Source organism: Haloprofundus salinisoli (genome assembly GCF_020097815.1).
In the GTDB taxonomy this organism is placed as follows: Archaea; Halobacteriota; Halobacteria; order Halobacteriales; family Haloferacaceae; genus Haloprofundus; species Haloprofundus salinisoli.
Window position 1 is genome coordinate 2,623,179 of the sequence record NZ_CP083663.1, and the last position, 22,269, is coordinate 2,645,447.

Consider the following 22,269-nt stretch of genomic DNA (forward strand, 5'->3'; position numbering starts at 1 on the left):
ACGGTCGAACGGTCGGCCGTCGAGCGGGCGCAGAGCGCTTATCTCGTTCATAATAATACTGGTAGGAGACCACCGATAGCATGCGTCGCGTCGAACGCGGTGTTCCGGGCACAGCGGTTCCCCACGGCACGTGAACTGGCACCCGTTCGCGCGGCCAACCCATCGCGGGCCCGCCGGCCCTTTGACCCGAGGGTCGCCGGACCCGTCACCTACTCTCCCCCTCTCGTCCTTCGTCGGAGACGCCCGACGGTGGTGTGTCAGGTGTGTCGGGGACCAGTTTATTCACTCTATAACTACCACCCGTGAGTACGAACTACGCGCAATGTTCGGAACCAGCGGTATCCGTGGAGCAGTCGGTGACGACGTGACGGGGGAGTTAGCCCTCGCCGTTGGTCGTGCCCTCGCGGCGGCGGGTTACGGCCACGTCGTCCTCGGACGCGACGCCCGAGAAAGCGGTGCCTTCCTCGCCAACGCCGTCGCCGCGGGCGCACAGGAGTGCGGCACCGACGTCACCCGCGTCGGCGTCGCGTCGACGCCGACCGTCGCCCGAAGCGTCGCCGAGTTCGACGCCGACGCCGGCGTCGTCATCACCGCCTCGCACAACCCCGCGACCGACAACGGCATCAAACTCTGGACGCCCAGCGGCCAGGCGTTCGACGCGAAGCGCCGCGCGGCCATCGAAGAGCGGATTCGAGACGAGTCGTTCGAGCGCGCCGACTGGCAGGGCGTCGGGATCGAGCGCGAGCGAAGCGACGCCATCGAGAACCACGTCGAAGCGCTCGTCTCGGCGGTCGACCTCGACCGCGGCCTCTCGGTCGTCGTCGACGCCGGCAACGGGCCGGGCGCGCTGACGGCGCACGCGCTCTCGGAACTCGGCTGTGACGTGACGACGCTGAACGCCCAACCCGACGGCAGCTTCCCGGGTCGGCCGAGCGAACCCACGGCCGAGAACTGCCAGACGCTCTGTTCTGTCGTCGCGTCGACCGACGCCGACCTCGGCATCGCCCACGACGGCGACGCCGACCGGATGATGGCCGTCACCAAGAGCGGCGAGTTCGTCCCCGGCGACCACCTGCTGGCGCTGTTCGGTCGCCGGGCCGCGGGCGACGGCGAGCGCGTGGCCGCCCCGCTGAACACGAGTCTCGCCCTCGACGACGCGCTCTCGCCGCAGGGGGTGACCGTCGAGCGGACGCCCGTCGGTGACGTGTACGTCGCCGAGGCGGCGAGTGCCCCGGCCGTCGCGTTCGGCGGCGAACCCAGCGGCGCGTGGATCTGGCCCGACGAGACGCTCTGCCCCGACGGTCCGCTCGCGGCCGTCAAACTCGCCGAACTCGTGAGCGTCGAAGGTTCACTTGAGACGCAGCTCGGCGAACTGCCGCGCTACCCGACGCTGCGCGACAGCGTCGAAGTCGCGGACAAGAGGGCGACGATGACCGCGGTGAGCAAGCGCGTTCACGGCGAGTTCGACGATGTCGACGAGATGGACGGCGTCCGTGTCGCGCTCGACGACGGGTGGTTCCTCGTCCGCGCCAGCGGAACCCAACCGCTGGTTCGCGTGACGGCGGAGGCCCGCGACGAAGCGCGCGCACAGGAACTGTTCGACGAGGCGTACGCGATGGTCGAGGAGGCCGCAACGTAGTCTGCAATCGCTCGACCGACGCCGTGACCGGTGGTGCTGTCTTGTACCTCTTTTGTGGTGCTCTCTTGTACCTCTTTTCTGTGTACGTCCGTGCCGTCGGCTTCGCGTCCTCTGCGCTCCTTCGCCTACTGGTCTCCGAAGCGTCGAAACGGCAGCGAGTCGACCGAAGGCCAGCAGTGACTCGGGACAGCGAGTGAACCACTCGACGGTTCGGTACCGACTCGAGGGTACAGCGGTCGTCGAAAAGGAATGGTCCGCGGTGGAAGGTCGCGTCTACTCGACGGTGACGCTCTTTGCGAGGTTCCGCGGCTTGTCGATGGAGCGACCCAGCAGGTTCGCCGTGTGGTACGACACCAGCTGGAGTTGAACGTTGGCGAGCAGACCGGCCAGCGCGGGGTCGGTGTCCGGGATGGGCAGGTGCGCGTCGGCGGCGTCGACGGCCGGGTGACCCTCGGGTGCGACGGCGATTATGGGCGCGCCGCGGGTCTGGGCTTCCTTGGCGTTCGTCAGCGTCTTCTGGTCGTCGGTGCCCGTGAACACCGCGAACACCGGGGTCTGGGCCGTGACGAGCGCCAGCGGGCCGTGCTTCAGTTCGCCGGAGGCGAACCCTTCGGCGTGCTCGTAGGTGATCTCCTTGAACTTCAGCGCGCCTTCGACGGCGACGGAGTAGCCGAGACCGCGGCCGATGAAGAAGAACGCCTCGCTGCCGAGGTAGCGGTCGGCGAGCTCGTGGGCGCGGTCGCCGTCGAGCACGTCGCGGACGTTCGCGGGCAGCGAGCGCAGCGACTCGAAGAACGCCGTCGGGTCGTCCCACGGCAGGTCGCCGGTGACGTCCTCGCCGATGCGGTGGCTGAGCAGGCAGAGCGCCGCGACCTGCGAGGAGAACGTCTTCGTCGCCGCGACGCCGATTTCGGGGCCGGCGCGGACAAGCATCGTCTCGCCGGCCTCGCGGGAGGCGGTCGAACCCTGGACGTTCGTGACCGCGACGGTTCGGGCACCCTCGACGTCGGCGCGTTCGAGCGCACCGAGGGTGTCGGCCGTCTCACCGCTCTGCGTGACGGCGACGACGAGCGTCTCGTCGGTGATAGGGTCGGAGATACCGTACTCGCTCGCGCGGAAGGCGCGGGCGCGGACGCCCGCGGCGTTGAGCAGTCGTGCGCCGTACAGCGCCGCGTGGTAAGAGGTGCCGCAGGCGACGAACTGAACTTCGTCAATGTCGTCGAACGTGTCGAGTTCGGCGAGCGTCACGCCGCTGTCGTCGGTTCGGCCTTCGACCGTGTTCGCAAGCGAGGTCGGCTGGTTGTGAATCTCTTTGAGCATGTAGTGATCGTAGGAGCCTTTGCCGGCGTCTTCGGGGTCCCAGTCGACGGTGTCGATATCGCGGGAGACGGGGGTGCCGGCGACGGTGGTCATGGCGACGCTGTCGGGTTCGACGACGACCATGTCGCCGTCTTCGAGGTAGACGACCTCGGCGGTGTGTTCGAGGAACGCCGGGACGTCGCTGGCGAGGAAGTACTCGCCCTCGTCGAGGCCGAGTACGAGCGGGGAGCCCTGCCGCGCGGCGTAGACGGCCTCGAAGCCGTCGACGATGGCGGCGATAGCGTAGCTCCCGTCGAGTTCCCGGACGGCGCGGCGGAACGCCTCCTCGGGCGTGCCGACCTCCGCGAGGTGCGAGGCGATGAGGTGCGGGACGACTTCGGTGTCGGTGTCGCTGACGAACTCGACGCCCTCGGCTTCGAGGCTCGACTTCAGCTCCTCGTAGTTCTCGATGACGCCGTTGTGGACGACGGCGACGCGACCCGACTCGTCGGTGTGGGGATGGGCGTTGTCGTCGGTGGGCGCACCGTGGGTGCTCCAGCGGGTGTGCCCGATGCCGACGTTGCCGTTCGGCTCCGCGCCGCGGATGGCATCTTTCAGTTCCGAAACCTTGCCCGACCGCTTGTGGACCTTGATACCGGTGCCGTTCTTCACGGCGACGCCGGCGGAGTCGTAGCCTCGGTACTCGAGGCTCTCCAGTCCGGAGACGAGCGCACCGACCGAGTCAGACCGGCCGACGCGAGCGATGATGCCGCACATCTACATTACCTCCGTGGTGAGTCGGGCCAGAGGGCTGGCACAGCGGTTGCATTCGGTACTGCGTCCCGATAGGGCGGAACTGTGGCGGACCATACTCACACCTCTTCCCCCGTATCAATTACTATGAACGAGGTAATCGCGGACTTATTCCGGCGCTAAAGACCGTTTCGACGTGCAACAGTAGCAACCTCGTCAGACACCATTCGCCCGCCACCAGCCCAATGAGTTCGCCGCGGGCCGGTCTGGACGCCGCGTGACGGAGGTCTGACGCCGGGAGAACGAGAGGGTTCGACGCCGGCGAATCGCCCTCTGGCGTCGCCAGGCCAACCCCCTCCGACGGTGCGGCGCACAGTCATCGGACCCGCAGTACGGCCGACCGCTCCAGGTCCGCCTCCTCTCGCAGATCGGCCGGCCCAGCCGAATGCGACGACTGACGGGAAATCAGCTCAGGCCGCTCGTGGCACCTCGATCGTCGCCGACAGCGTCGGTTCGCGCGTCGAGAACGACCTCGGTTCGCGGAGTCGGTGGGGGCCCGGCTGGACGACCGCTCGAAGCCAGCGACGGCGTCAGCGCTTTCGACTCTGGGTGTGAGACGCCACGCGGAGTATAACTGATTCGACTGGACATCGAAGTCAACTGCGCGATTCGACCGGACATCGAAGCCAACTGCGTTCGGTCGAGTACGAAGCCCTCTCTGTGGGTAGCCGCAGCGCTCGGAGGTGGGCTACGTACCGGAGTTCGCGGAGAGAAGGACAAGGTCGAGCGAACCGACGCCGGGGGCCGCGCAAGCGCGGCGAACGCGACGGTCGATGATATCTGGCCGAATCCGATACTGGCCTGATCCGTGGCTCGGCCGGTGAGCTGGTCACCGAAGGGCGGAGTCGGCCCAGTCGGGCGTCTCGTCGGTGAGCGCGATGACGTTCTCACGGCCGACGTTTATCTTCGTGAGTTTGCCCTCCTCCTCCATCCGCGAGAGGAGGCGGCTGACTTTCGACTTCGACCACTCGGTTCGGTCGACGATCTCGCTCTGTCTCACCCGACCGCTCTCCTCCTGGAGCATCTGGAGGACGCGGCCGTCGTCCGACAGCGGCACCTGGGTCTCCACCGGCGGTGCGCTCGCCGGGCCGTCGACGACGGGGTCGGACTCCTCCGCGCGCCGGTTGCCGTCTGTCTTCACCGCCTTGACGACGTCGCTGCTTTGTTTGCGAACCACGGCGGGGACGCTGTACCCGCTCCGACGGTACCAGACGCCGAGACCGGCGAGCACGGCCAGCGCCAAGCCGGCGAATCCGACGGTCGTGGCCGGATTGGTCGGGTCGGTGCCCAGGGCGATCTCCTGGCTGTCAGTCAGGCTGTCACCGTCGGTGTCGACGCGTAGTGGGTCCGTACCGCGTAGATCGTCCTCGGCGCGGTCGGTGAGACCGTCACCGTCGGTGTCGGAGTTCAGCGGGTCCGTGTTGTGTCTGTCGACCTCCTCGCCGTCGAGGAGTCCATCGCCGTCCGTGTCCTCGTTCCGCGGGTCGGTCCCCAACGCGAGTTCCTGACCGTCGGTGAGGCCGTCGTCGTCGGTGTCGGGGTCCTGCGGGTCCGTCCCGTGGTCGTTGACTTCTGCACCGTCGGTGAGGCCGTCGCCGTCGGTGTCGGAGTTCAGCGGGTCGGTTCCGAGAATTATCTCTTGCTGGTCTCGGAGGCCGTCGTCGTCGGTGTCGGGGTCCTGCGGGTCCGTCCCGTGGTCGTCGACCTCCGCGCCGTCGGAGAGGCCGTCGCCGTCGGTGTCGCGCGAATCGAGGTCGGTCCCGAGTTCGACTTCGCGTTCGTTCACCAGGCCGTCGCCGTCGTAGTCACCGCTTCGTTCGATGAACGTGTACGTGCTGGTCGTCTCGGCGACGGTTTCCTCGTTTCCGAAGCCGCGAGTGGCGACGACAGTGACGTTACGCTCGCCGGAGATACCCTTCGGATATCGCTCGAAGTCGAAGGTGACTTTCCGCGACCCGTTCGGGTCGACGTTCATCTGCTGGCAGTCGAGCTTGACCCGCCCGCCGTCACCGTTCTCGACGTAGGCGCAGAACTCGTACAGCGAGCTGTTGCCGGCGTTGTGAAAGCGCGTCGAGAGCGTACTCGACTCGTTCCGCCAGACGTACGTCTGGTCCTCCTGCTGAACGGTTCCTTCCTCCGAGAGCGAAATCGGCTCGAACGAGGAGTTCGCACTCGGTGCGGGCTGCGATGCGGCGACCGGAGTTGCCGCCACGAGCGCGGAGGCGCTCGCAATAGCCAGTAGGAGGGCTAGCATCGTCCGGGCGACTCGGTGATTCGATTGCGTCACGTCACACTCTCCCTTCGACCGGTGGATACGAGAGGTCGGCGGATGTCGAACGTAGTTCTTTCGATGTTGTAATGTCTCATTACCGATACAAATGTATCCCAATGACAGATTTCAGGTGTCGATTCGGGCACGCCGTAAGGGCGCGAATCAACCGGTAATCGATCATTGAGAGAGACGAACGTTCGGAAGTTCTTGGCGATGTTCTTACATAGCGCCCGACGGAGGCAAACGGGGGAGGGGGCGCGTCGGGCGACGGAGTTACTCGCCGTTGGTGTCCACTGAGAACGACGACTGGGAGTACCCCGACAGGGCGTACGCGAAGGTGACCATCGCGAGCATCACCGCGACGACGCCGACCGCGAGACTTCCGGATTGGCCGAGTACGGGTGCATCGAGGGTGATTCCGAAGAGTGCGAGCGCACCGATACCCGAAACGCCGATGGAGTACTTCTGCCAGGGAGCCGATCCTGCCGCCTCGACCCCTGGGGTTGCGGGGCTAGATGTGGTCACCTCCTCGACGATTTTGTTCGTCAGGTAGGGGTCGAACTGGTCGGCGGTGTCGTTTCGCTCGACGATACCCCGGCTTTTGTTGTAGTCGATGACGCCGTCTTCGTCGAGCTTCGGGAGATGTTCCTGGTAGAGGGCGATGTACACGCGCTGACGCTGGTCGGACATCAACGCTTCAACTGTGGTGTCGTTCTCCCAGGCGGCGACCTGTTCTGCGATATCGCGCATGCGAACCGGGCCCTCGGTACCGCGGAGATACCAGAGCACATCGCGGCGACGACGGTTCTGGAGGATGTGGAACAACTGGTCTTTCGAGAGGGGGGTTTCGGTGTCCAGTTGGGGGGGCTCGAACGGGGCCGTGTTATCGGACTCTGTGACTGTCATGTGCCAGGTACAAACCCTGGGTGGGTAATAAATCAGGCTGTCCGTATCGATAGTCGCAACTGTTGCAAACGGTCGGATGAACTGTTGCAGACCGTTTCACACCGTTGTATTCGACCGTTTTGAACGTTCTTGGGAGTTCAATCGAAAGTCTGATGCGAGCTGCGTCCAGCGAGCGCGGATCCCGTCTCAGAATGGTAACGAATCTGGTAGAACGGGCGTGGAGAGAGGGTTGACAGTCACTCGTTGTGCCGCCGAAGAGAGGGGTTCTCGGCGAGAGTCCGCGGTGCCCGTTCTAGGGTCTCACTCGTCGCGCTGTTCGGTCACCCCGTCCGTGGCTTCCGACTCGACGGCCCAGTGACGCCGATGCGACGTCGTACGGGGCCTGGAGTCGACGTGGAGTGGAGTCGTGCGCTTCATCTGTTCACGGGAGCATCCCGCACCAGTAGAGAGGGCGGTGACCCTCATTGTTATACGCGGCACAAACTCGGAAACAGTGAGATTCGTTGAAATGGGGCCTCGCGCAGCTATTCGGACGGTCGCCGAGTTTCGGAGCATCTCGATGCGCTGAAGTACCGCGAGAGGGCTTGTGGACCTCCTAAACGGAGGGAGAGACGAAACAGTCGACCACCTGTCTGAGGAAAACCACCGTCAGAGGCGCGAGAATTGACGAAGCGGCTGTTTCGGACCGTCTCGAGTATCGAAATTCCGCGCGATTCGCTTACTCGCTCTATAATAAAGCCGGTATCGTGATACGGGAAAGTCGAAGCCCGCCTGCGGTCTACGCAGGCAGGAAATCACCCACATGAGCGAGACACAGACGCTTCGTCACGACAGACGGAACTGCACAGTCGAACACGGACGGTTCCCCCGTAGGGAGGAGCAGCGATGAGTTCGGGACTGACCGGTGCCCGTCGTCGGGGCGAGAGCCGTCACGTCGACGCAGTGAGCCGGACCGAGACGATCTGCGTCGTCGGCCTCGGATACGTCGGTCTCCCGCTGGCGGTCCACTTCGACCGCGTCGACCAGCAGGTCATCGGCTACGACATCGACGACGAGAAGGTCGGCACACTCGTCGGCGGCACCGATACGACTGGTGACCTCGGCGACTCGGTAGTCGCCGACAGCGACGTCGAGTTCACCACCGACTCCGCGGCTATCGCCGACGCCGACTACGTCATCGTCACGGTGCCGACGCCCGTCGACGAGATGGAGAACCCGGACCTTCGCTTCGTCGAGAGCGCCGCCGAGACCGTCGGCGCGCAGATGACACCCGAGACGACCGTCGTCCTCGAATCGACGGTGTTCCCCGGTGCGACGCGGTCGGTCCTCACCCCGGCGCTCGAAGCGGCGTCGGGGCTCACCGCGGGCGAGGAGTTCTTCGTCGCATACTCGCCCGAGCGAGCCACGCCGGGCGACGAGAAACACGGTCTCCGCGACGTGGTGAAAGTCGTCGGTGCCGACGACCCCGCCGTGCTCGAAGACGTGGCGGAGCTCTACGAGTGCGTCGTCGACGCGGGCGTCCACCGCACGTCGTCGCTCGAAGCCGCCGAGGCGTCGAAAGTCGTCGAGAACGTCCAGCGTGACCTGAACATCGCGCTGATGAACGAACTCGCCGTCGCCTTCGACCGCATCGGCATCAACACCCAGGAAGTGTTGGACGCCGCCGGGACGAAGTGGAACTTCCACGACTACTCGCCCGGCCTCGTCGGCGGGCACTGTATCCCCGTCGACCCGTTCTACTTCGCGTACCGCTCGAAGATGGAGGGGTACGTGCCGGAACTGACGCTGAAGGCGCGCGACGTCAACCGCCGCATGCCCGAGCACGTCTCCGAACTCGCGCTGAAGACGCTGAACGACTGCGGTAACGTCCTCGGCGAGAGCCGCGTCGTCGTCCTCGGCCTGACGTACAAGCCGAACGTCGCCGACATCCGCACCTCGAAAGTCGACGGCGTCATCGAGACGATGCAGGAGTACGGCGTCGACGTGCTCGGCTTCGACCCCTACGCCGAACCCGAGCAGACCAGTCGAGCGTTCGGCATCGACGTGCTGGACCAGCCCTCCTTCGAGAACGCCGACGGCATCGTCCTGGCGACGCCGCACGACGTGTTCGACAGCCTCGACCTCGACGCCGCGCGCGAGGAGATGAACGACGACCCCTTCTTGCTCGACGTCTGCGGCGCGCTCGACGCCGAGGAGGTCGTCGGACACGGCTTCACCTATCGGAGGGTCTGATGTACCGGAATTCGAGAGTCGGTGTCGTCGTCCCCGCATACAACGAAGAGGGCCTCGTCGGCGAGGTCATCGACACGATGCCGGCGTTCGTCGACCGGGTGTACGTCGTCGACGACCAGTCGACCGACGACACGTGGGACGAGATTCAGCGCCACGCCAAGCGTGCGAACGTCGCGCACGTCAGTGGCCGTCTGGTCGAAACCGACGGCGGGACGGCGCAACTTCACCGACCCGTCGAGTCGACGACAGCTGACGATACCGACGACACCGCCGCGGGCGAACGTGAACGCAGCACCGAGGCCGCCGAGTCGGCTCCGGCCTTCGACGAGCGCGTCGTACCCATCCGCCTCGAAGCGAACCGCGGCGTCGGCGGCGCGATCAAAACCGGCTATGCGCGCGCGCTCGCCGACGGTATCGACGTGGTCGCCGTGATGAACGGCGACGGTCAGATGGATCCGGAGAAACTCGACCGTCTCATCGGCCCGGTCGTCTCCGGCGAAGCCGACTACGCGAAGGGCAACCGCCTCCGCTACCGCGAGTACCGCGAGGGGATGAGCGCGTGGCGCTCGTTCGGCAACTGGGTGCTCACGCTGCTGACGAAGGCCGCGAGCGGCTACTGGAAAACGATGGACCCCCAGAACGGCTACACCGCTATCTCGCGGGAGGCGCTGGAGACCATCGACTACGAGTCGCTGTACGAGCGCTACGGCTTCTGTAACGACGTGCTCGTCAAACTCAACGCCCACGGCCTCCGCGTCGCCGACGTCGCCATTCCGGCGGTTTACGGCGACGAGGAGAGCACCATCGAGTACAAGACGTTCGTCCCTCGCCTGTCGGCGCTTCTGGCGCGGGACTTCCTGTGGCGACTGCGCGTGAAGTACCTCACCGTCGACTTCCACCCGCTCGCGGGACTGTACCTGTTCGGCGCGGCGATCGCCGGTGCGGGCGTCCTCGACGCGCTGAAGGGTGTCGTCGACGCCGAGAACGAGAGCTCCGGCGGCGTCCTCGCCTCCATTGGCGTCGTCTCGATGCTCCTGGCGATGGTGTTCGACATGCAGGAGAACGAGGAGTTGGAGGTGCGCCGAGAGTGAGAGTCGCCGTCACCGTCCAACATCCGGGCCACGTCCACTTTTTCAAACACGCCATCGAGGAGCTGGAAGCGCGGGGTCACGAGGTCCACGTCTTCGCGCGCGAGAAGGAGATGGCCGTCCGCCTGCTCGAACTGTACGGCATCGAACACGAGGTGCTGGCGGGCGAGTCGCACGGACTGGCCTCGTTAGCGGCGGTGCAGGCGACGTACGAACTCCGGTTGCTCCGCCGCGCCCGGGAGTTGAACCCCGACGTCATCACCGCCATCGGCGGCGTCGCCGCCGCCCACGTCGCGCCGCTCGTCGGCGCGCGGAGCGTCGTCTTCTACGATACCGAACACGCGACCATCATCAAGAACCTCGCGTACCCGTTCGCCCACACCGTCTGTACGCCCTCGTGCTACGTCGACGATATCGGGTCCAAGCAGGTGCGGTACTCGGGCTACCACGAACTCGCATACCTCCACCCCGACCGCTTCGCGCCGGACCCGACGGTGCTCAACGACCTGGGCCTCGACGAGGGCGACTCGTTCGTCGTCACCCGGTTCAACGACTGGGGGTCGTCGCACGACGTGGGTCAGAGCGGCTTCGACGACATCGACGAGGTCGTCGAGCGCCTCGCCGAGACGGGCGCGAAAGTGTTCGTCACCGCCGAGATGGACCTGCCCGAAGACGTCGAGGGCCACCGCCTCGACCTCTCGCCCGAGCGGATGCACGACCTGCTGTACTACGCCGACTGCTACGTCGGCGAGGGGGCGACGACGGCCGCCGAGTGCGCGATGCTCGGCACCCCGGCCGTCTACGTCAACAGCCTCGCTCTGGGATACGTCAGCGAACTCGACGACGAATACGACCTCGTCTACAGTTGCAACGGGCCGAACAGACACCGAGAGGCGCTGGGCTACGCCGTCGACATCCTCGAAGGCCGCGACGGCGACGCCGACGCGTGGCGCGCCCGCCGCGACCGACTGCTCGCAGACCACGTCGACGTGACCGACGTCATCGTCGACCAGGTGGAGTCCGCGGGCGGCGGCAGCGACAGACGACAGACACTCACAGCATGAGAGTCCTCCAACTCATCACCTCGACGCGCTCGTTCTTCGAACAGCAGGTCGAGGCGCTGGAATCGCAGGGCGTCGACTGTACCGTCGTCTCGGTTCCCGCCGAGTACAGCCCCGACTCCCCCCGCACCGTCCGCGACTACCTCCGGTACTACCCCGAGGTGCTCGCCGAAGGACTCGACGCCTACGACCTCGTCCACGCGAACTACGGCCTGACGGTCCCGTTCGCGCTGGCACAGCCGACCCGTCCGCTCGTGCTCACCCTCTGGGGGACGGACATCATGGGCGAGTACGGTTGGCTCCGTCACATGAGTCGTGTCGGCGCGCGCGCGGCCGACGAGACGGTTCTTCCGAGTCGCGCGATGGCGAGTCACCTCGGCCAGAACTACACCCACCTCCCGTTCGGCGTCGACACCGACCGGTTCCGCCCCGTCGGCCGCGACGAGGCCCGAGAGCGACTCGGCTGGGAGACAGACGAGACGGTCGCCCTATTTCCGTACGAAAAATCACGCAATGAGAAAAACTACCCGCGCGCACGGGCCGTCGTCGAAGCGGCCGACGCCGACGTCACCCTCCGAACCGTCTCGAACGTTCCCTACGAGGAGATGCCGTACTACATGAACGCCAGCGATGCACTGCTCGTCACCTCGCGCCGCGAGAGCGGCCCGATGGTGGTCAAGGAGGCCGCCGCCTGCGGCCTACCGGTCGTCTCTACCGACGTGGGCTTCGTCCGCGACGAGTTCGCCGACGCGCCGGGCGTCGCCGTCGGAACCACGGACGACGAACTCGCGTTCGAACTCGACCGGATGGTAGCGGAAGTGGACACGCTCGCGGACAGAGAGCGCCGGCGGTCGGTGTCCCCGGACGTGAGCGTCGACCGGATGGGCGAGCGTCTCGCTTCGCTGTACGAGTGCGTCGCACGGAGGGCCGCCTGAGATGAGCATGGGTTCGGTCGCCGACTGGCTTCGCACCCGTCGATTCGACGTAGACGCGGCGGTGCTCGCCCTGCTCGCGGCGCTCGTGATGTTGCCGCTGCGGTTGCTGTTCTCGCAGGTGTACGTCGAGACCATCCCCCTGGTTCTCGGCGGGGCCGCCGTGTTGTATCTGCTCTCGGTGTACAGCAGTCGCGGCGGTACCGCAGAGGGGTCGTTCGTCTTACCGACGGGCGTCTCCCGGCTCCTGCCTAGTGTCGTCGTGCTCGGCACCGCCGGGATGCTGCTCGCAGCGGTTCTCGCGGGCGAGCGAGGCGTCGCCTTCTACGGTATCGCGGGCGTGACCGGGACACTGCTTCTGATGCAGATTCTGTTCGCCAAGGAGGAGGCGTTCAACCCCTCGATACTGTTGCTGCAGGTCGTCCTCGTCGCCGGAACCGTCCGCTTTTCGGCGCTCGCGACGGTACCCGGGTTCGTCGGCATCGACATCTGGACGCACCTGCCGGAGTTGACGACCGGTATCCTCGAAGCGGGGTCGCTAGACGCCATCTCCGACGACAAGCACTACGTCTCGCCCCTGTACCACCTGCTCGTCGCGTCGGCGTCGCTCATCTACGACGTCCCGCTGCGGACCGCGCTGTACCTCTCGCTGGGCCTCATCATCCCGCTGTCGCCGCTTCTCGTCTACATGGCGACGCGCGAACTCGTCGCCGAGCGGTGGGCGGTACTCGCGGCGGCGCTGTTCTCGTTCGGCGACTACGTCGTCGAGTGGGGCATCCACATCATCCCGACGAGCATGGGGCTCGTCATCTTCCTGACGGTGCTGTACGCGCTGATTCGGCTGATGCAGACAGACTACGCGGCGCGCGACTTCGCGCTGCTCGCCGGTCTCTCGGTGGCGCTCATTCTCACCCACCAGGTGTCGTCGTTCATCATGCTCGTCGTCTTCGGCGGCGCAGTCATCGCGTACTTCCTCTTGAACTTGGGTATCTACCGCGTCTCGCGGCTCCGCCCGGACGTGTTCCGCGCGCGCAACCCGGTGAACATCCTCGGTCTCGTCGTCTTCGACGTGGGACTCATCACCTTCCTCTGGTCGTTCACGCCGTACAAGGGCGGGACGTTCTTAGAGACGATTCTGAGCTTCCTCGCGGAGACGGTGTCGTCGAGCGCCGGCTTCGGGAACCTCGCGGGCGGCGCGAGCGCGGGTGCGGCCACCGAGAGCGCCGAGTCCGGAGCGCAGCTGCCGCTCGAACAGGCGGCGATGTACATCGACGTGCTCGGCTTCCTGCTCCTGCTCTTGGGCACGTTCGTCGGCTGTCTGTACGTGGTCCACCGCGACCACGCCAAGCAGTCGGTGTTCACGCTGCTCATCGGGACGGCAATCATGCTCGTGTTCACGCTGGGGCTGCCGATGTTCGGTATCCGGAACTTCATCCCCCAGCGCTGGTTCGCGTTCATGTACGCGCCGATGGCGATTCTGACCGCCGTCGGCGTGCGCTATCTCGTCGCGAATCTGAACCCTAAACTGCTGGTCGCGGGACTGCTCGTCACCGCGTTGATCTTCCCCGGCGCGATGATCGTCTCGCGCAACGGTACCATCGACAACCCGGTGCTGCCGCAGGGCGAGACGCTGAGCTACAACGAGGAGTCCGTCGCCGCCGTCCACACGATCGGCGAGATGACCGGCGGGCCCGGTCCGATGGAGATTCGCCCCGAACAGCAACTGCGAACCGACCACCCGTACCAGACGGTGTTCAAGCGAACGGGGGCGTACACCGCCGACACGGCGAACGTCACCGACGGGGACCCCGTCGACCACGACGTGACCGTCTACCGCGAGTTCCAGTCCTCGGGGACGACGTACTTCGTCAACGAGCAGGGCATCGGGCAACCGCGCGACATTCCACAGGAGCGCATCTGCCGGCCCGACCAGAGCACCCTGTACGACAACGGCGACGTGACGATGTGCGTCACGCCGTCAGACGCCGAGTCGCAGTCGTAGCTATTTTTTCGGCGTCGTGTCGCTACCGTCATCTCTCCCTTCGGACGTTCACAAGAGCCGTACGCTCAGAAGACGTCTCCGCAAGTTACTCGCCTAAAGCCTCTCGTAGCCGCCTCGTATCTGACCATATCGTACCCACCGATCCGCACAGGCCGGTCGCCCACCGAACGTACGAGACGCTCGCGCCCGGGTGCGGCTGAGAGGGGATACGAAGCCCGCCAACGCCTATCTCGAACGGCTAGCGACTCTCTCGTTGCTCCCGAGCGTCGACCAGACTCGAATCCTCAAAGTTGGCTGTAGTGCGGGCGAACTCACCGAAGAACTCGAAGAGCGAGGAGCGACCGTCGTCGGCCTCGACGGGAGTCGAAAGATGCCGACGTACGCACGCAACCGAGTCCCGGATGCTGACTTGGTTCAGACGGACCTCGGTGACGGAGTTCCGTTTGACGCCGAGACGTTCGACGGTGTAATCAGCTCGCTCGCAGTTCACTACGTCCGAGACTGGGACCAGTTGTTGTGCGAACTTCGACGAGTGCTCGACGTCGGCGGCTGGGTGGATTTCTCGGTTCAGCACCCGTAACCGTCTCGGAGCCGTCGCCAGAAACCGAAACCAGAACAAATCCTGTCAGTGGCCGTCACCGACGCAGCGGCCGAACCACCATCGCCACGCCGGGGAAGCCGTCGTACGCCCAGAGGCCGAAGACGAACGTCGCCAGCGCCAGCTCGAAGGCGAGTAGCAGACCCACATCGAGTCGCAGCAGGTCGCCTAGCCACCGGACGAGATAGTAGACGACGAGTTCGATAGAGCCGGCCTCGGGGGCCGCGCCGGTGTTGTTGACAAGCGGCCAGAGCAACGGGTCCAGCGAGAGCGCGTCGCCCTCGATGTAGGGGTAGACGACGTCGCCGACGAGGTGCGAGAGGTAGCCGACGGCGAACGCCGCACCCCACATCACGCTCCCGAGACGCGTGGCGACGAGCAGCGCCGCGGCGACGAGTACGGGCGCGACGAAGATCGAGTGCGCGAGGCCGTAGCCCGTCGGCATCACGCCGAACGTCCACGACAGGGGTTTGTCGACGAGGTCGGGAAACTGCGTCGCCGCCGCGAGGACGAACACCTCGGGACCCGTCGGACTTCGGCCGGTCGCGTGGCGAAACAGCGAGTAGAGTACGTAGCCGAACGCGAGATGCTCCCACGGCCACATCAGGGGGTGCTCGTAGTCCGAATCGCCGACGTACTTAGCGAGTCGGTCACGAGCGTGGAATCACTCGCGGCTGGACCTGCGAGCGACCCGTTCTGGCCGTCACCGGAGACCGTGACGTACAGTTTGAGACTCCGGTAGGCGTTCTCCGCCGATGGGTCCGCCGGTGCGCCGTCGCGGTAGAGGAGGAGCGTGAAGCGAACGTCGCCGGTCATCGACGGCGTCACCGTCACGTCGCGGCTGACGTTCTCCCGCGAGTCGAGCGTGAGGTCGGCCGCGCCGATCTGTTCGGACTCGGTCACCGTCGTCTCGTTGTCGTTCGTCTGGACGCGCTCGCTCAACACGACGACGGTGTACGACTCGGTCTGCTGTTCGCGGTTCTCGACGCCGAAGGTGATGTTCGCGGGCTCTCCGGCCGTAAACTGGTTCTGGTACATCGACTGCGTGTTGCCGTCGACGTTCTCGGTCTCGACGTAGAACTCGGTGAAGCCGGCGTCGTCGGTCGGTACCGTCGCCGCATAGCCGACCGTCGAGAGCAAGACGAGCAGGCTCAGCGCGAGCGCGACGGCCGGGAGCCGTCCGCCCTCGGCGCGTCCGCGCATCGGATGTTCCGGCGGCCGCGAGCTGAACAGTCCGGTGATGGCAGTCGGGTGCGGCGGCGCGTAGCGCTCGTCCGCGTCGAGCGTCGCTCGCCGCACCGCGGCGACGAGCAATAGCACGCCCGTCGTCCCCTCGACGCCGACGGCGATGGGAAGCAGTTCGATCGGCTGCGGCGAGAAGTGGACGCCCAGCGCGACCAGCGGGACGACCAGAGCACTCCCGACAACCGCGAGCGCGACGCGCTCGACACCCGTCACCGACCGCGCGGTCGGAAGCGGGTTCCGAAGGCCGGAGACGGCGTCGTCGAAGGCGGTTCGGGAAGTCGTGTTCCGGTCGGGGAAGATGGTAGAGACGAGCGCATACCCCGGCAGGAACAGTACGAGCGGCATCGTGAGGAGGAGCCGCGGCAGTCCGGTGAGGGAGGTGTGAATCGCCGCGGCCGAGACGCCGAGGAGCGCGAGCGCGGCGACGAGGTCGGTGAACCACGGACTGCGGCGCGAGTACGGGGAGTGAGACACGGCCCTCAGGCACCCCGTTTGCCCGTATCGGGGACCCGTTCGTCGACGGCGAACACCTCTTTCGGGCGAATTGACCGCTCCGTGCAGAGTTCGAGCCAGCCGAAGCTGTCGTTGATGCGGAGCTTGTGCCGGACCGGCAGGTCGTGGACGTACGGTTCGTCGGGGAACAGCACCTCGTCGAGGTCGTACTCGCGGTAGATGTCGCGGCGGTCGGGCCACGGCGACTCGAACCCTTCGACGAGCGGCAGTTTCCGACGGAGGAACCCCTCGACGTGGTTGAGGAACTGGGTGTCGTACGGGCGGTCCGGCGGCGGGTTCTGCAGGATGTCGTCGTCGAGACGACGAAGCGCCTTGATGAACGTCGCGGTGTTGCGGTACTGCGGCGGCGTCGTCAGGTGCCAGTCGATCAACTCCGCATCGGCGACGACGAACGACTCGAAGAAGTTGTCCGCGAGATGCGTCCGGAACGGCGTCGACGGCTGGTTGCTGATGCCTGTGAGGTCGATGGCGTTCTGGACGCCGTCGGCGCGGTCCCACGACTTCTCGAACTCGCGGGAGACGGCGTCTCTGACGAACGTCGCCGGGTCGACGTCGAGGCCGACGAGTTGTCCGGCGACTGCCTGACTCGCCTCGGGCATGTAGCCGAGTTTCGAGAGCAGGTTCTCGACGGGGTTCGGGTCGGGGTCGAGGCGGCGGAACGGCACCGTCTTGCCGAACAGTTCGACGCCGTCCTGCGCGAGGAAGTGCCCGCGGAGGAACGTGTCGCAGAGCAGGCCGTGGAACATCGAGTCGACGTTCATCTCGTCGGTGTAGCCCGCGTGGTGGATGTGCAACGACTCCTTGATACCCTGCGAGTAACGGACCTTCGACTCGTCGGCCATCAGGTATCGGTTCGTCGGTCGGAAGGCGGTGTGTTCTGCGCCGTACTGGGTGGCGAGGGTCCGTGCGCCCTCCGTCTCCTGGCCTTCGGGGTGGCCGACGGTGTAGCAGTGCTCGATCTCGGGCATCTTCGAGAGCACGGTCCGCGAGTCGTAGCCCGCCGAGAGCAGCAGCCCCTTCCGGCCCGGCGCGCGGGCGCGGCGGCGGACCGCCCGTCCGAGTCGGTCGGCCAGTTCCTGGACGTAGTCGAACTCCTTCGGCTCGTAGACGAACCGAGAGAGGTCGTACGTGTCCGACTCGGTGAGCACCGAGTCGATGGGAAGGCGGAACATCCGTTCGAGCAGCGACTTCTCGCCGAGGACGACGCCGAGGTGGAGGAACTCGAGGAGGGCGTCGCGGCGGACGGCGTGCCCCGAGAGCGTCCGCGCGACGGCGGCCGCGTCGGAGCTGAACACGCGTCCCTGGTCGGTGTCGGCGTAGAAGCAGTCCCACGAACGGATGGGGTCGGTGACGACGAACGCCTCGCCGTCCCGTTCGATGAAGATGAGGTACGAGCCGTTGAGTTCGGAGAACGCGTCGCGTCCGACCTCTGCGTAGCGGTCGAGGACCCACTCGGCGACGTTGGCGTGGGTGCCGGGCGCGTACGCCTCGCCCCAGACCACACACTCGCCTTTCGGTCCGGAGTGCGTGTCGCTGCGTCCGGGGTGGCCGAGTCCCGGGTCGCGGATGCCGACGGTGGCGACGTTGCCGCCGACGACGGTATCGAACTCGTGTGGTGAGCGCAGGCGCTCGAACTCGCGGGCGTCGCCGAAGACGCCGAAGAACTGTTTTTGCATGCTCACTGTCTCACACTCCGTTCTCGCCGGGGGCGACGAACGCGCACGGAACGCTGTTCGACTGCGGATGGGGTGGATGTACCGCAAACGGCCGACGCGTCGGGCCGACTCGGGCGGCGGGTAGTCGATATCATAGCTGTCGATAGGTTCGGATACGACTCTCTGCGAACGCCCGGGGCTTTGCTATGGACCGGGTAAGCGAGTTCACCGACCCGATTGTGGTGGGCGTAACCGGCGTCTCGGGCGTGAACGCGGGCTTATCCGGTTCATAATAATCCCCCTAAAGCGCACAGTGTCTCTCGATGACTACTCCACCTCGCCAGCGTCGCGCGCGCGCATCGACCCTCCCGAGCTCGCGTCGACGCCGTCGGGACCAGTCCCCGGTGACGATCCGTGGCTGACGACGACCCGACGCCTGACCCGACCGACGCGCGCAAATCGAACGCGACGCCCGCCGAGCGTCTCGACGTCGGTTTCCTCCCCGTCGAGGTCCCCGGTCTCGACGGCACCGGCGCGACGTACACCGCCGCTCTCCTCATCCGTGAACTGTCTAAACACCACGATTTGACGGTGTACGTCGTTAGCCAGCGAACCGCCGACCGGTCACAGCTACCGGCGACCGACCGCGTCGACTACGTCGTCCGCGACGACCTTCCGAAACTGCCGCACCCCCTCCTGACGAAAATCGACGTCGTGGAGGACCTCGCCAACCGGCTAGAGCGACACGACCTCGTCCACTCGTACTCGACGGGGTTCATCGAACCGCTGTCGTCGCTTTCGACCCCGACTGTCGTGACGTTGAACTCCTACCAACCGGTGTGCCCGAAGGGCGATATGATGTGGATGGACCGCGAAAAGTGCGGCGGACCCGGTCGAGCCAAATGCACGGCCTGCATCGCCGGGAGCGCATACACTCGCAAGTCGGGCGCCGAGACGACGCTCCGGTCCTCCTACGACTCGCTCGCAAAGGTCGAGTTCGTCCAAAACTCCATCGCGGCGCGGGACGGCATCTCAGCCTATCATCTGTTGTCGCCGCACCAGCGCGACGACTACGCCGACTTCGGCTTCCCCGAGGAACGGCTGAAGGTGATTCCGCACTTCGACAGCGGCGAGTTCGCCGTCTCCGAGCCGGCGGCGTACAAACGCGGCGGCGATCCCGACCTGGGACGGAGCGAGGAGGACCCGTTCACGCTGCTCGCCGTCGGCGCGTTCAAGTACGTAAAGGGCTTTCAGGTGCTGCTCCGAGCATTGCCGTCGATACTCGACGCGGGCCACGACGTGCGCGTTCGCATCGCCGGGGCCGGCCCGTACGGCGACGCGCTTCGGTCGCTGTCGACCGACCTCGGCGTCGACGACCACGTCGACTGGCTGGGGTTCGTCGACCACGACGACCTGCCGGCGGAGTACGCCGCCGCCGACGCGTTCGTCTATCCCGGTCTGCTCGACGAACCGTTCGGCCGCGTCTTCCTCGAAGCGCTGTCGAGCGGGACGCCCGTGCTCTCCTCGGACGTCGGCAGCACCGATTTCATCGTCGGCGACGCGGGCGTCCGCTTCGAGTCGGACGACCCCGAGTCGCTCGCCCGCGCGTTCGGACGCCTGCGAGAAGGGTACGACGGTTACCGAGCGGCGATTCCGGGCCAGTTGGCGCGTTTTTCGCGGGAACGGGTCGTCGGCGAGTTCCTCTCGCTGTACGCCGACGTTCGGGCCGGGCGGCGTCCGACCGAACGGACTGAAACGTTCGAAACGGAGCGAACAGTCGTTCGCCCCGATTAGCGCGTCGGTAAGCGCCGGTGGACCGAGCGCATAGCGGATCCATAGTAATGGACCCAGTTTGCAAAGCGGGAGATACAGATGAAGGACGACAGTCGAAGCCGAAGACGGTTCCTCCAGACCACCGGTGCGGCCGGCTTGGCCGGTCTCGCCGCCGTCGCGGGTTGTAGCGGCCAGTCGCCCGACGACGCCAACGACTCCGCCGCCAACGGGTCGACCCAGAGCGCGAACCAGACCGCGGGCGACGGCGCGGCGACCGACGAACCGGCCGAGACCGACGAACCGGTCAGCGACGAGGCAGCGGAGGTGGAGACGACGTACAAGAGCCGCGAGAAGTACAACGAACCGGGAGAGTTGCTCGACGATTTCACCGACCTCTCGACGTGGCTCTCGAACGCGGGCGAACTGGAGCCCTCCTCCGAGCACGCCTTCCGCGGCGACAAGAGCGCGAAACTCGTCGGCAAGGGCGGCGACAACGCCAGCATCGCGCGTTCGTTCGAGAACAACCGCGACCTCACGAAGAAGGACTTCTCGCTCGCGCTGCGCTCGACGACGCCCTCGAAGTTCGCGCTGTTCGTCTACCTCCGCGACCCGTTCGGCAACTACGCCGTGCTCGAACTGCGGAACATCACGATGGAGACGCCCGACGTGGGCTGGTTCCGCACCGCACCGGGCGTCTACGAGACGAGCAACACGCCGCCGGACCTCACGCAGATTTCGCGCATCGAAATCGTCGCCAACAACGCCACCGGCGACGATATCGAGGTGTGGGTCGACGACCTGCGCATCCACGACAAACCCGACAAGGGCTACATCGTCTTCAGCTGGGACGACGGACGCAAGAGCTACTACGACGACGCCGCACCGCTCCACGACGAGTTCGAGGTCCCGGCCGTGCAGGCCGCCGTACCGCGGTTCGTCGGCCAGGAGAACTTCATGACGCTCGGCGAACTGAAAGAGCGTCACGAGGCCGGCGACGAGATCGTCGCCCACGAGAGCATCCGCAACCGGTTCCACTCGCTCTCCGGCGACGAACTCGAGAAGACGGTTCGTCAGAACAAGCAGTGGCTTCTCGGCCACGGCTTCGAGGGCTCGAACTTCGTCGTCTACCCCGGCAACGATTACGACGCGACGGCGCTCGACGTCGTCAACAAGTACCACTACATGGGCGGCATGAACCAGTCGTTCGAGCCGAACACGACGAGCGCGTACGCGTTCGACCCGCTGGTGTTGCCGCGGACGGTCGGTCACGACCTGGACATCTCCAAGCGCGTCGTCGACCTCTGTGCGGAACACCAGAACGTTGGCATCCTCAACTTCCACGACTTCAACAACGACAACACGATGAGCAAAGGCGACTACCGGAAGCTCCTCGAACACGTCACGCAGAAGGAGGGCATCGAGGTCATCAACTTCTCTGACCTCTGGAAGCTCCGGAAATCCGCGCCGTAATCGGGTTCGCTGCGACCCGTCGCTCGACTCCCCGTTGGCTCCACGCGGTCTCCGTTTCGGTCAGACGTGCATCGGGCCGATTCGTGGGTTCGGTTCCCTGTTTTCTCTCGCTTTTCGTTTCTCGCGTCTTCCAACGAACTCCGACGGCTGTCGCAGACATATCCGTTTATAGATGCAATTATCGCACGTCGGTGACAAGCGTCTACGATGGAACTCGGCGGCCTGTTCGAGACGCTGCGGGAACTGTTGGTCTTGCTCGTCGGCGGTCTCGGGTTCTTCCTGTTCTTCCTCGTGGTGGCGCTTCTCGTTTTCGCCGTGATATTGCTCGGTGGAGTCGTCATCACGTCCGTCTCCATGCCGGTTCTGTACGTGTTGCCGACCGTCCGCTATCGGTTCGTCTCCCTCACCGAACGGGTGAGCGGGCGAGAAGTCAACTCGCTGTTCGACTGGCGATTCGTCAGCGTCTACGTCCTCGCGGTTGCGAGTTTCGGTGTCGGACTCGTATTCGCGGCGGTGGTGTTCGCAGTGACGGTTGGAACTCTCGTCGACATCTCACCGTCGGTGCAGTCCACCCGAAACAGCCTCGTCCTCGGTGCAGTGAGCGTCGTCGCTGTCGTGCTCGCCATACTCTCCCACGCGGTGACGACACGAGGCTTGCGGGCCGTCGTCGAATGGATGGTTTTTCTCTGCTTCGCCGCCGTGCTCACGGTACTCTCCGTCTCCGTCGTCCCGCGCTACACCGTTCGACTCATCAGGTTCTTCTTCTGACGA

At 65.8% G+C, this 22,269-nt stretch carries 16 protein-coding genes; 10 read left to right on the forward strand and 6 right to left on the reverse strand.

Annotated features, from left to right (window positions below):
- Window positions 1-322: 322 nt before the first annotated feature.
- Window positions 323-1,639 (forward strand): phosphoglucosamine mutase, encoded by a 1,317-nt coding sequence (glmM, locus tag LAQ73_RS13880; RefSeq protein ID WP_224268860.1) that lies wholly within the window; start codon window positions 323-325, stop codon window positions 1,637-1,639.
- 273 nt (window positions 1,640-1,912) lie between these two features.
- Here the strand turns inward: glmM and glmS are convergent, their stop codons facing one another.
- The 3 genes from glmS to LAQ73_RS13895 form a co-directional block, all read right to left on the reverse strand.
- Window positions 1,913-3,715, reverse strand: coding sequence for a glutamine--fructose-6-phosphate transaminase (isomerizing) (gene glmS, locus LAQ73_RS13885; RefSeq protein ID WP_224268861.1), 1,803 nt, complete (start codon window positions 3,713-3,715; stop codon window positions 1,913-1,915).
- Between the two features lie 865 nt (window positions 3,716-4,580).
- Window positions 4,581-6,005, reverse strand: a complete 1,425-nt coding sequence (locus LAQ73_RS13890) for a helix-turn-helix transcriptional regulator (RefSeq protein WP_224268862.1) — start codon at window positions 6,003-6,005, stop codon at window positions 4,581-4,583.
- A gap of 291 nt (window positions 6,006-6,296) precedes the next feature.
- Window positions 6,297-6,929: a DUF7344 domain-containing protein gene (locus LAQ73_RS13895; RefSeq protein ID WP_224268863.1), complete on the reverse strand. Its 633-nt coding sequence runs from the start codon at window positions 6,927-6,929 to the stop codon at window positions 6,297-6,299.
- Window positions 6,930-7,814: 885 nt separating this feature from the next.
- Here LAQ73_RS13895 and LAQ73_RS13900 point away from each other — a divergent pair.
- The 6 genes from LAQ73_RS13900 to LAQ73_RS13925 all read left to right on the forward strand — a co-directional run bounded on the left by LAQ73_RS13900 (window position 7,815) and on the right by LAQ73_RS13925 (window position 14,824).
- Window positions 7,815-9,161 (forward strand): nucleotide sugar dehydrogenase, encoded by a 1,347-nt coding sequence (locus LAQ73_RS13900; RefSeq protein WP_224268864.1) that lies wholly within the window; start codon window positions 7,815-7,817, stop codon window positions 9,159-9,161.
- Window positions 9,161-10,252: a glycosyltransferase family 2 protein gene (locus LAQ73_RS13905; protein ID WP_224268865.1), complete on the forward strand. Its 1,092-nt coding sequence runs from the start codon at window positions 9,161-9,163 to the stop codon at window positions 10,250-10,252. Before LAQ73_RS13900 ends, LAQ73_RS13905 begins: the two co-directional genes overlap by 1 nt.
- Window positions 10,249-11,313 (forward strand): DUF354 domain-containing protein, encoded by a 1,065-nt coding sequence (locus LAQ73_RS13910; RefSeq protein WP_224268866.1) that lies wholly within the window; start codon window positions 10,249-10,251, stop codon window positions 11,311-11,313. The genes LAQ73_RS13905 and LAQ73_RS13910 overlap by 4 nt, the downstream gene beginning before the upstream one ends.
- On the forward strand, window positions 11,310-12,245 hold the full coding sequence (locus LAQ73_RS13915) for a glycosyltransferase (RefSeq protein WP_224268867.1): 936 nt from the start codon (window positions 11,310-11,312) through the stop codon (window positions 12,243-12,245). Before LAQ73_RS13910 ends, LAQ73_RS13915 begins: the two co-directional genes overlap by 4 nt.
- 1 nt (window position 12,246) lies before the next feature.
- Entirely contained in the window at window positions 12,247-14,244 is a 1,998-nt protein-coding gene (locus LAQ73_RS13920) for a hypothetical protein (RefSeq protein ID WP_224268868.1), read from the forward strand.
- Window positions 14,245-14,497: 253 nt separating this feature from the next.
- Window positions 14,498-14,824: a class I SAM-dependent methyltransferase gene (locus LAQ73_RS13925; RefSeq protein WP_425601111.1), complete on the forward strand. Its 327-nt coding sequence runs from the start codon at window positions 14,498-14,500 to the stop codon at window positions 14,822-14,824.
- Between the two features lie 55 nt (window positions 14,825-14,879).
- Here the strand turns inward: LAQ73_RS13925 and LAQ73_RS13930 are convergent, their stop codons facing one another.
- From LAQ73_RS13930 to LAQ73_RS13940, 3 genes are read right to left on the reverse strand one after another with little or no spacing between them, the layout of a single operon-like run.
- The gene (locus tag LAQ73_RS13930; RefSeq protein WP_224268870.1) at window positions 14,880-15,446 is read right to left on the reverse strand and encodes a metal-dependent hydrolase; all 567 of its coding nucleotides are present in this window, start codon (window positions 15,444-15,446) and stop codon (window positions 14,880-14,882) included.
- Window positions 15,446-16,561 carry a DUF1616 domain-containing protein gene (locus LAQ73_RS13935; RefSeq protein ID WP_224268871.1) on the reverse strand — a complete coding sequence of 372 codons (1,116 nt, stop codon included), beginning with the start codon at window positions 16,559-16,561 and terminating at the stop codon, window positions 15,446-15,448. The genes LAQ73_RS13930 and LAQ73_RS13935 overlap by 1 nt, the downstream gene beginning before the upstream one ends.
- Before the next feature lie 5 nt (window positions 16,562-16,566).
- Entirely contained in the window at window positions 16,567-18,276 is a 1,710-nt protein-coding gene (locus LAQ73_RS13940) for an asparagine synthase-related protein (protein WP_224270772.1), read from the reverse strand.
- A gap of 393 nt (window positions 18,277-18,669) precedes the next feature.
- Between LAQ73_RS13940 and LAQ73_RS13945 the strand changes: the two genes are divergently transcribed.
- The 3 genes from LAQ73_RS13945 (at window position 18,670) to LAQ73_RS13955 (ending at window position 22,266) form a co-directional block, all read left to right on the forward strand.
- Window positions 18,670-20,049 (forward strand): glycosyltransferase family 4 protein, encoded by a 1,380-nt coding sequence (locus tag LAQ73_RS13945; protein WP_224268872.1) that lies wholly within the window; start codon window positions 18,670-18,672, stop codon window positions 20,047-20,049.
- 78 nt (window positions 20,050-20,127) lie between these two features.
- On the forward strand, window positions 20,128-21,498 hold the full coding sequence (locus tag LAQ73_RS13950; protein WP_224268873.1) for a polysaccharide deacetylase family protein: 1,371 nt from the start codon (window positions 20,128-20,130) through the stop codon (window positions 21,496-21,498).
- A 207-nt stretch (window positions 21,499-21,705) separates the two neighbouring features.
- Window positions 21,706-22,266 (forward strand): hypothetical protein, encoded by a 561-nt coding sequence (locus LAQ73_RS13955; RefSeq protein ID WP_224268874.1) that lies wholly within the window; start codon window positions 21,706-21,708, stop codon window positions 22,264-22,266.
- The last annotated feature ends 3 nt before the right edge of the window (window positions 22,267-22,269 follow it).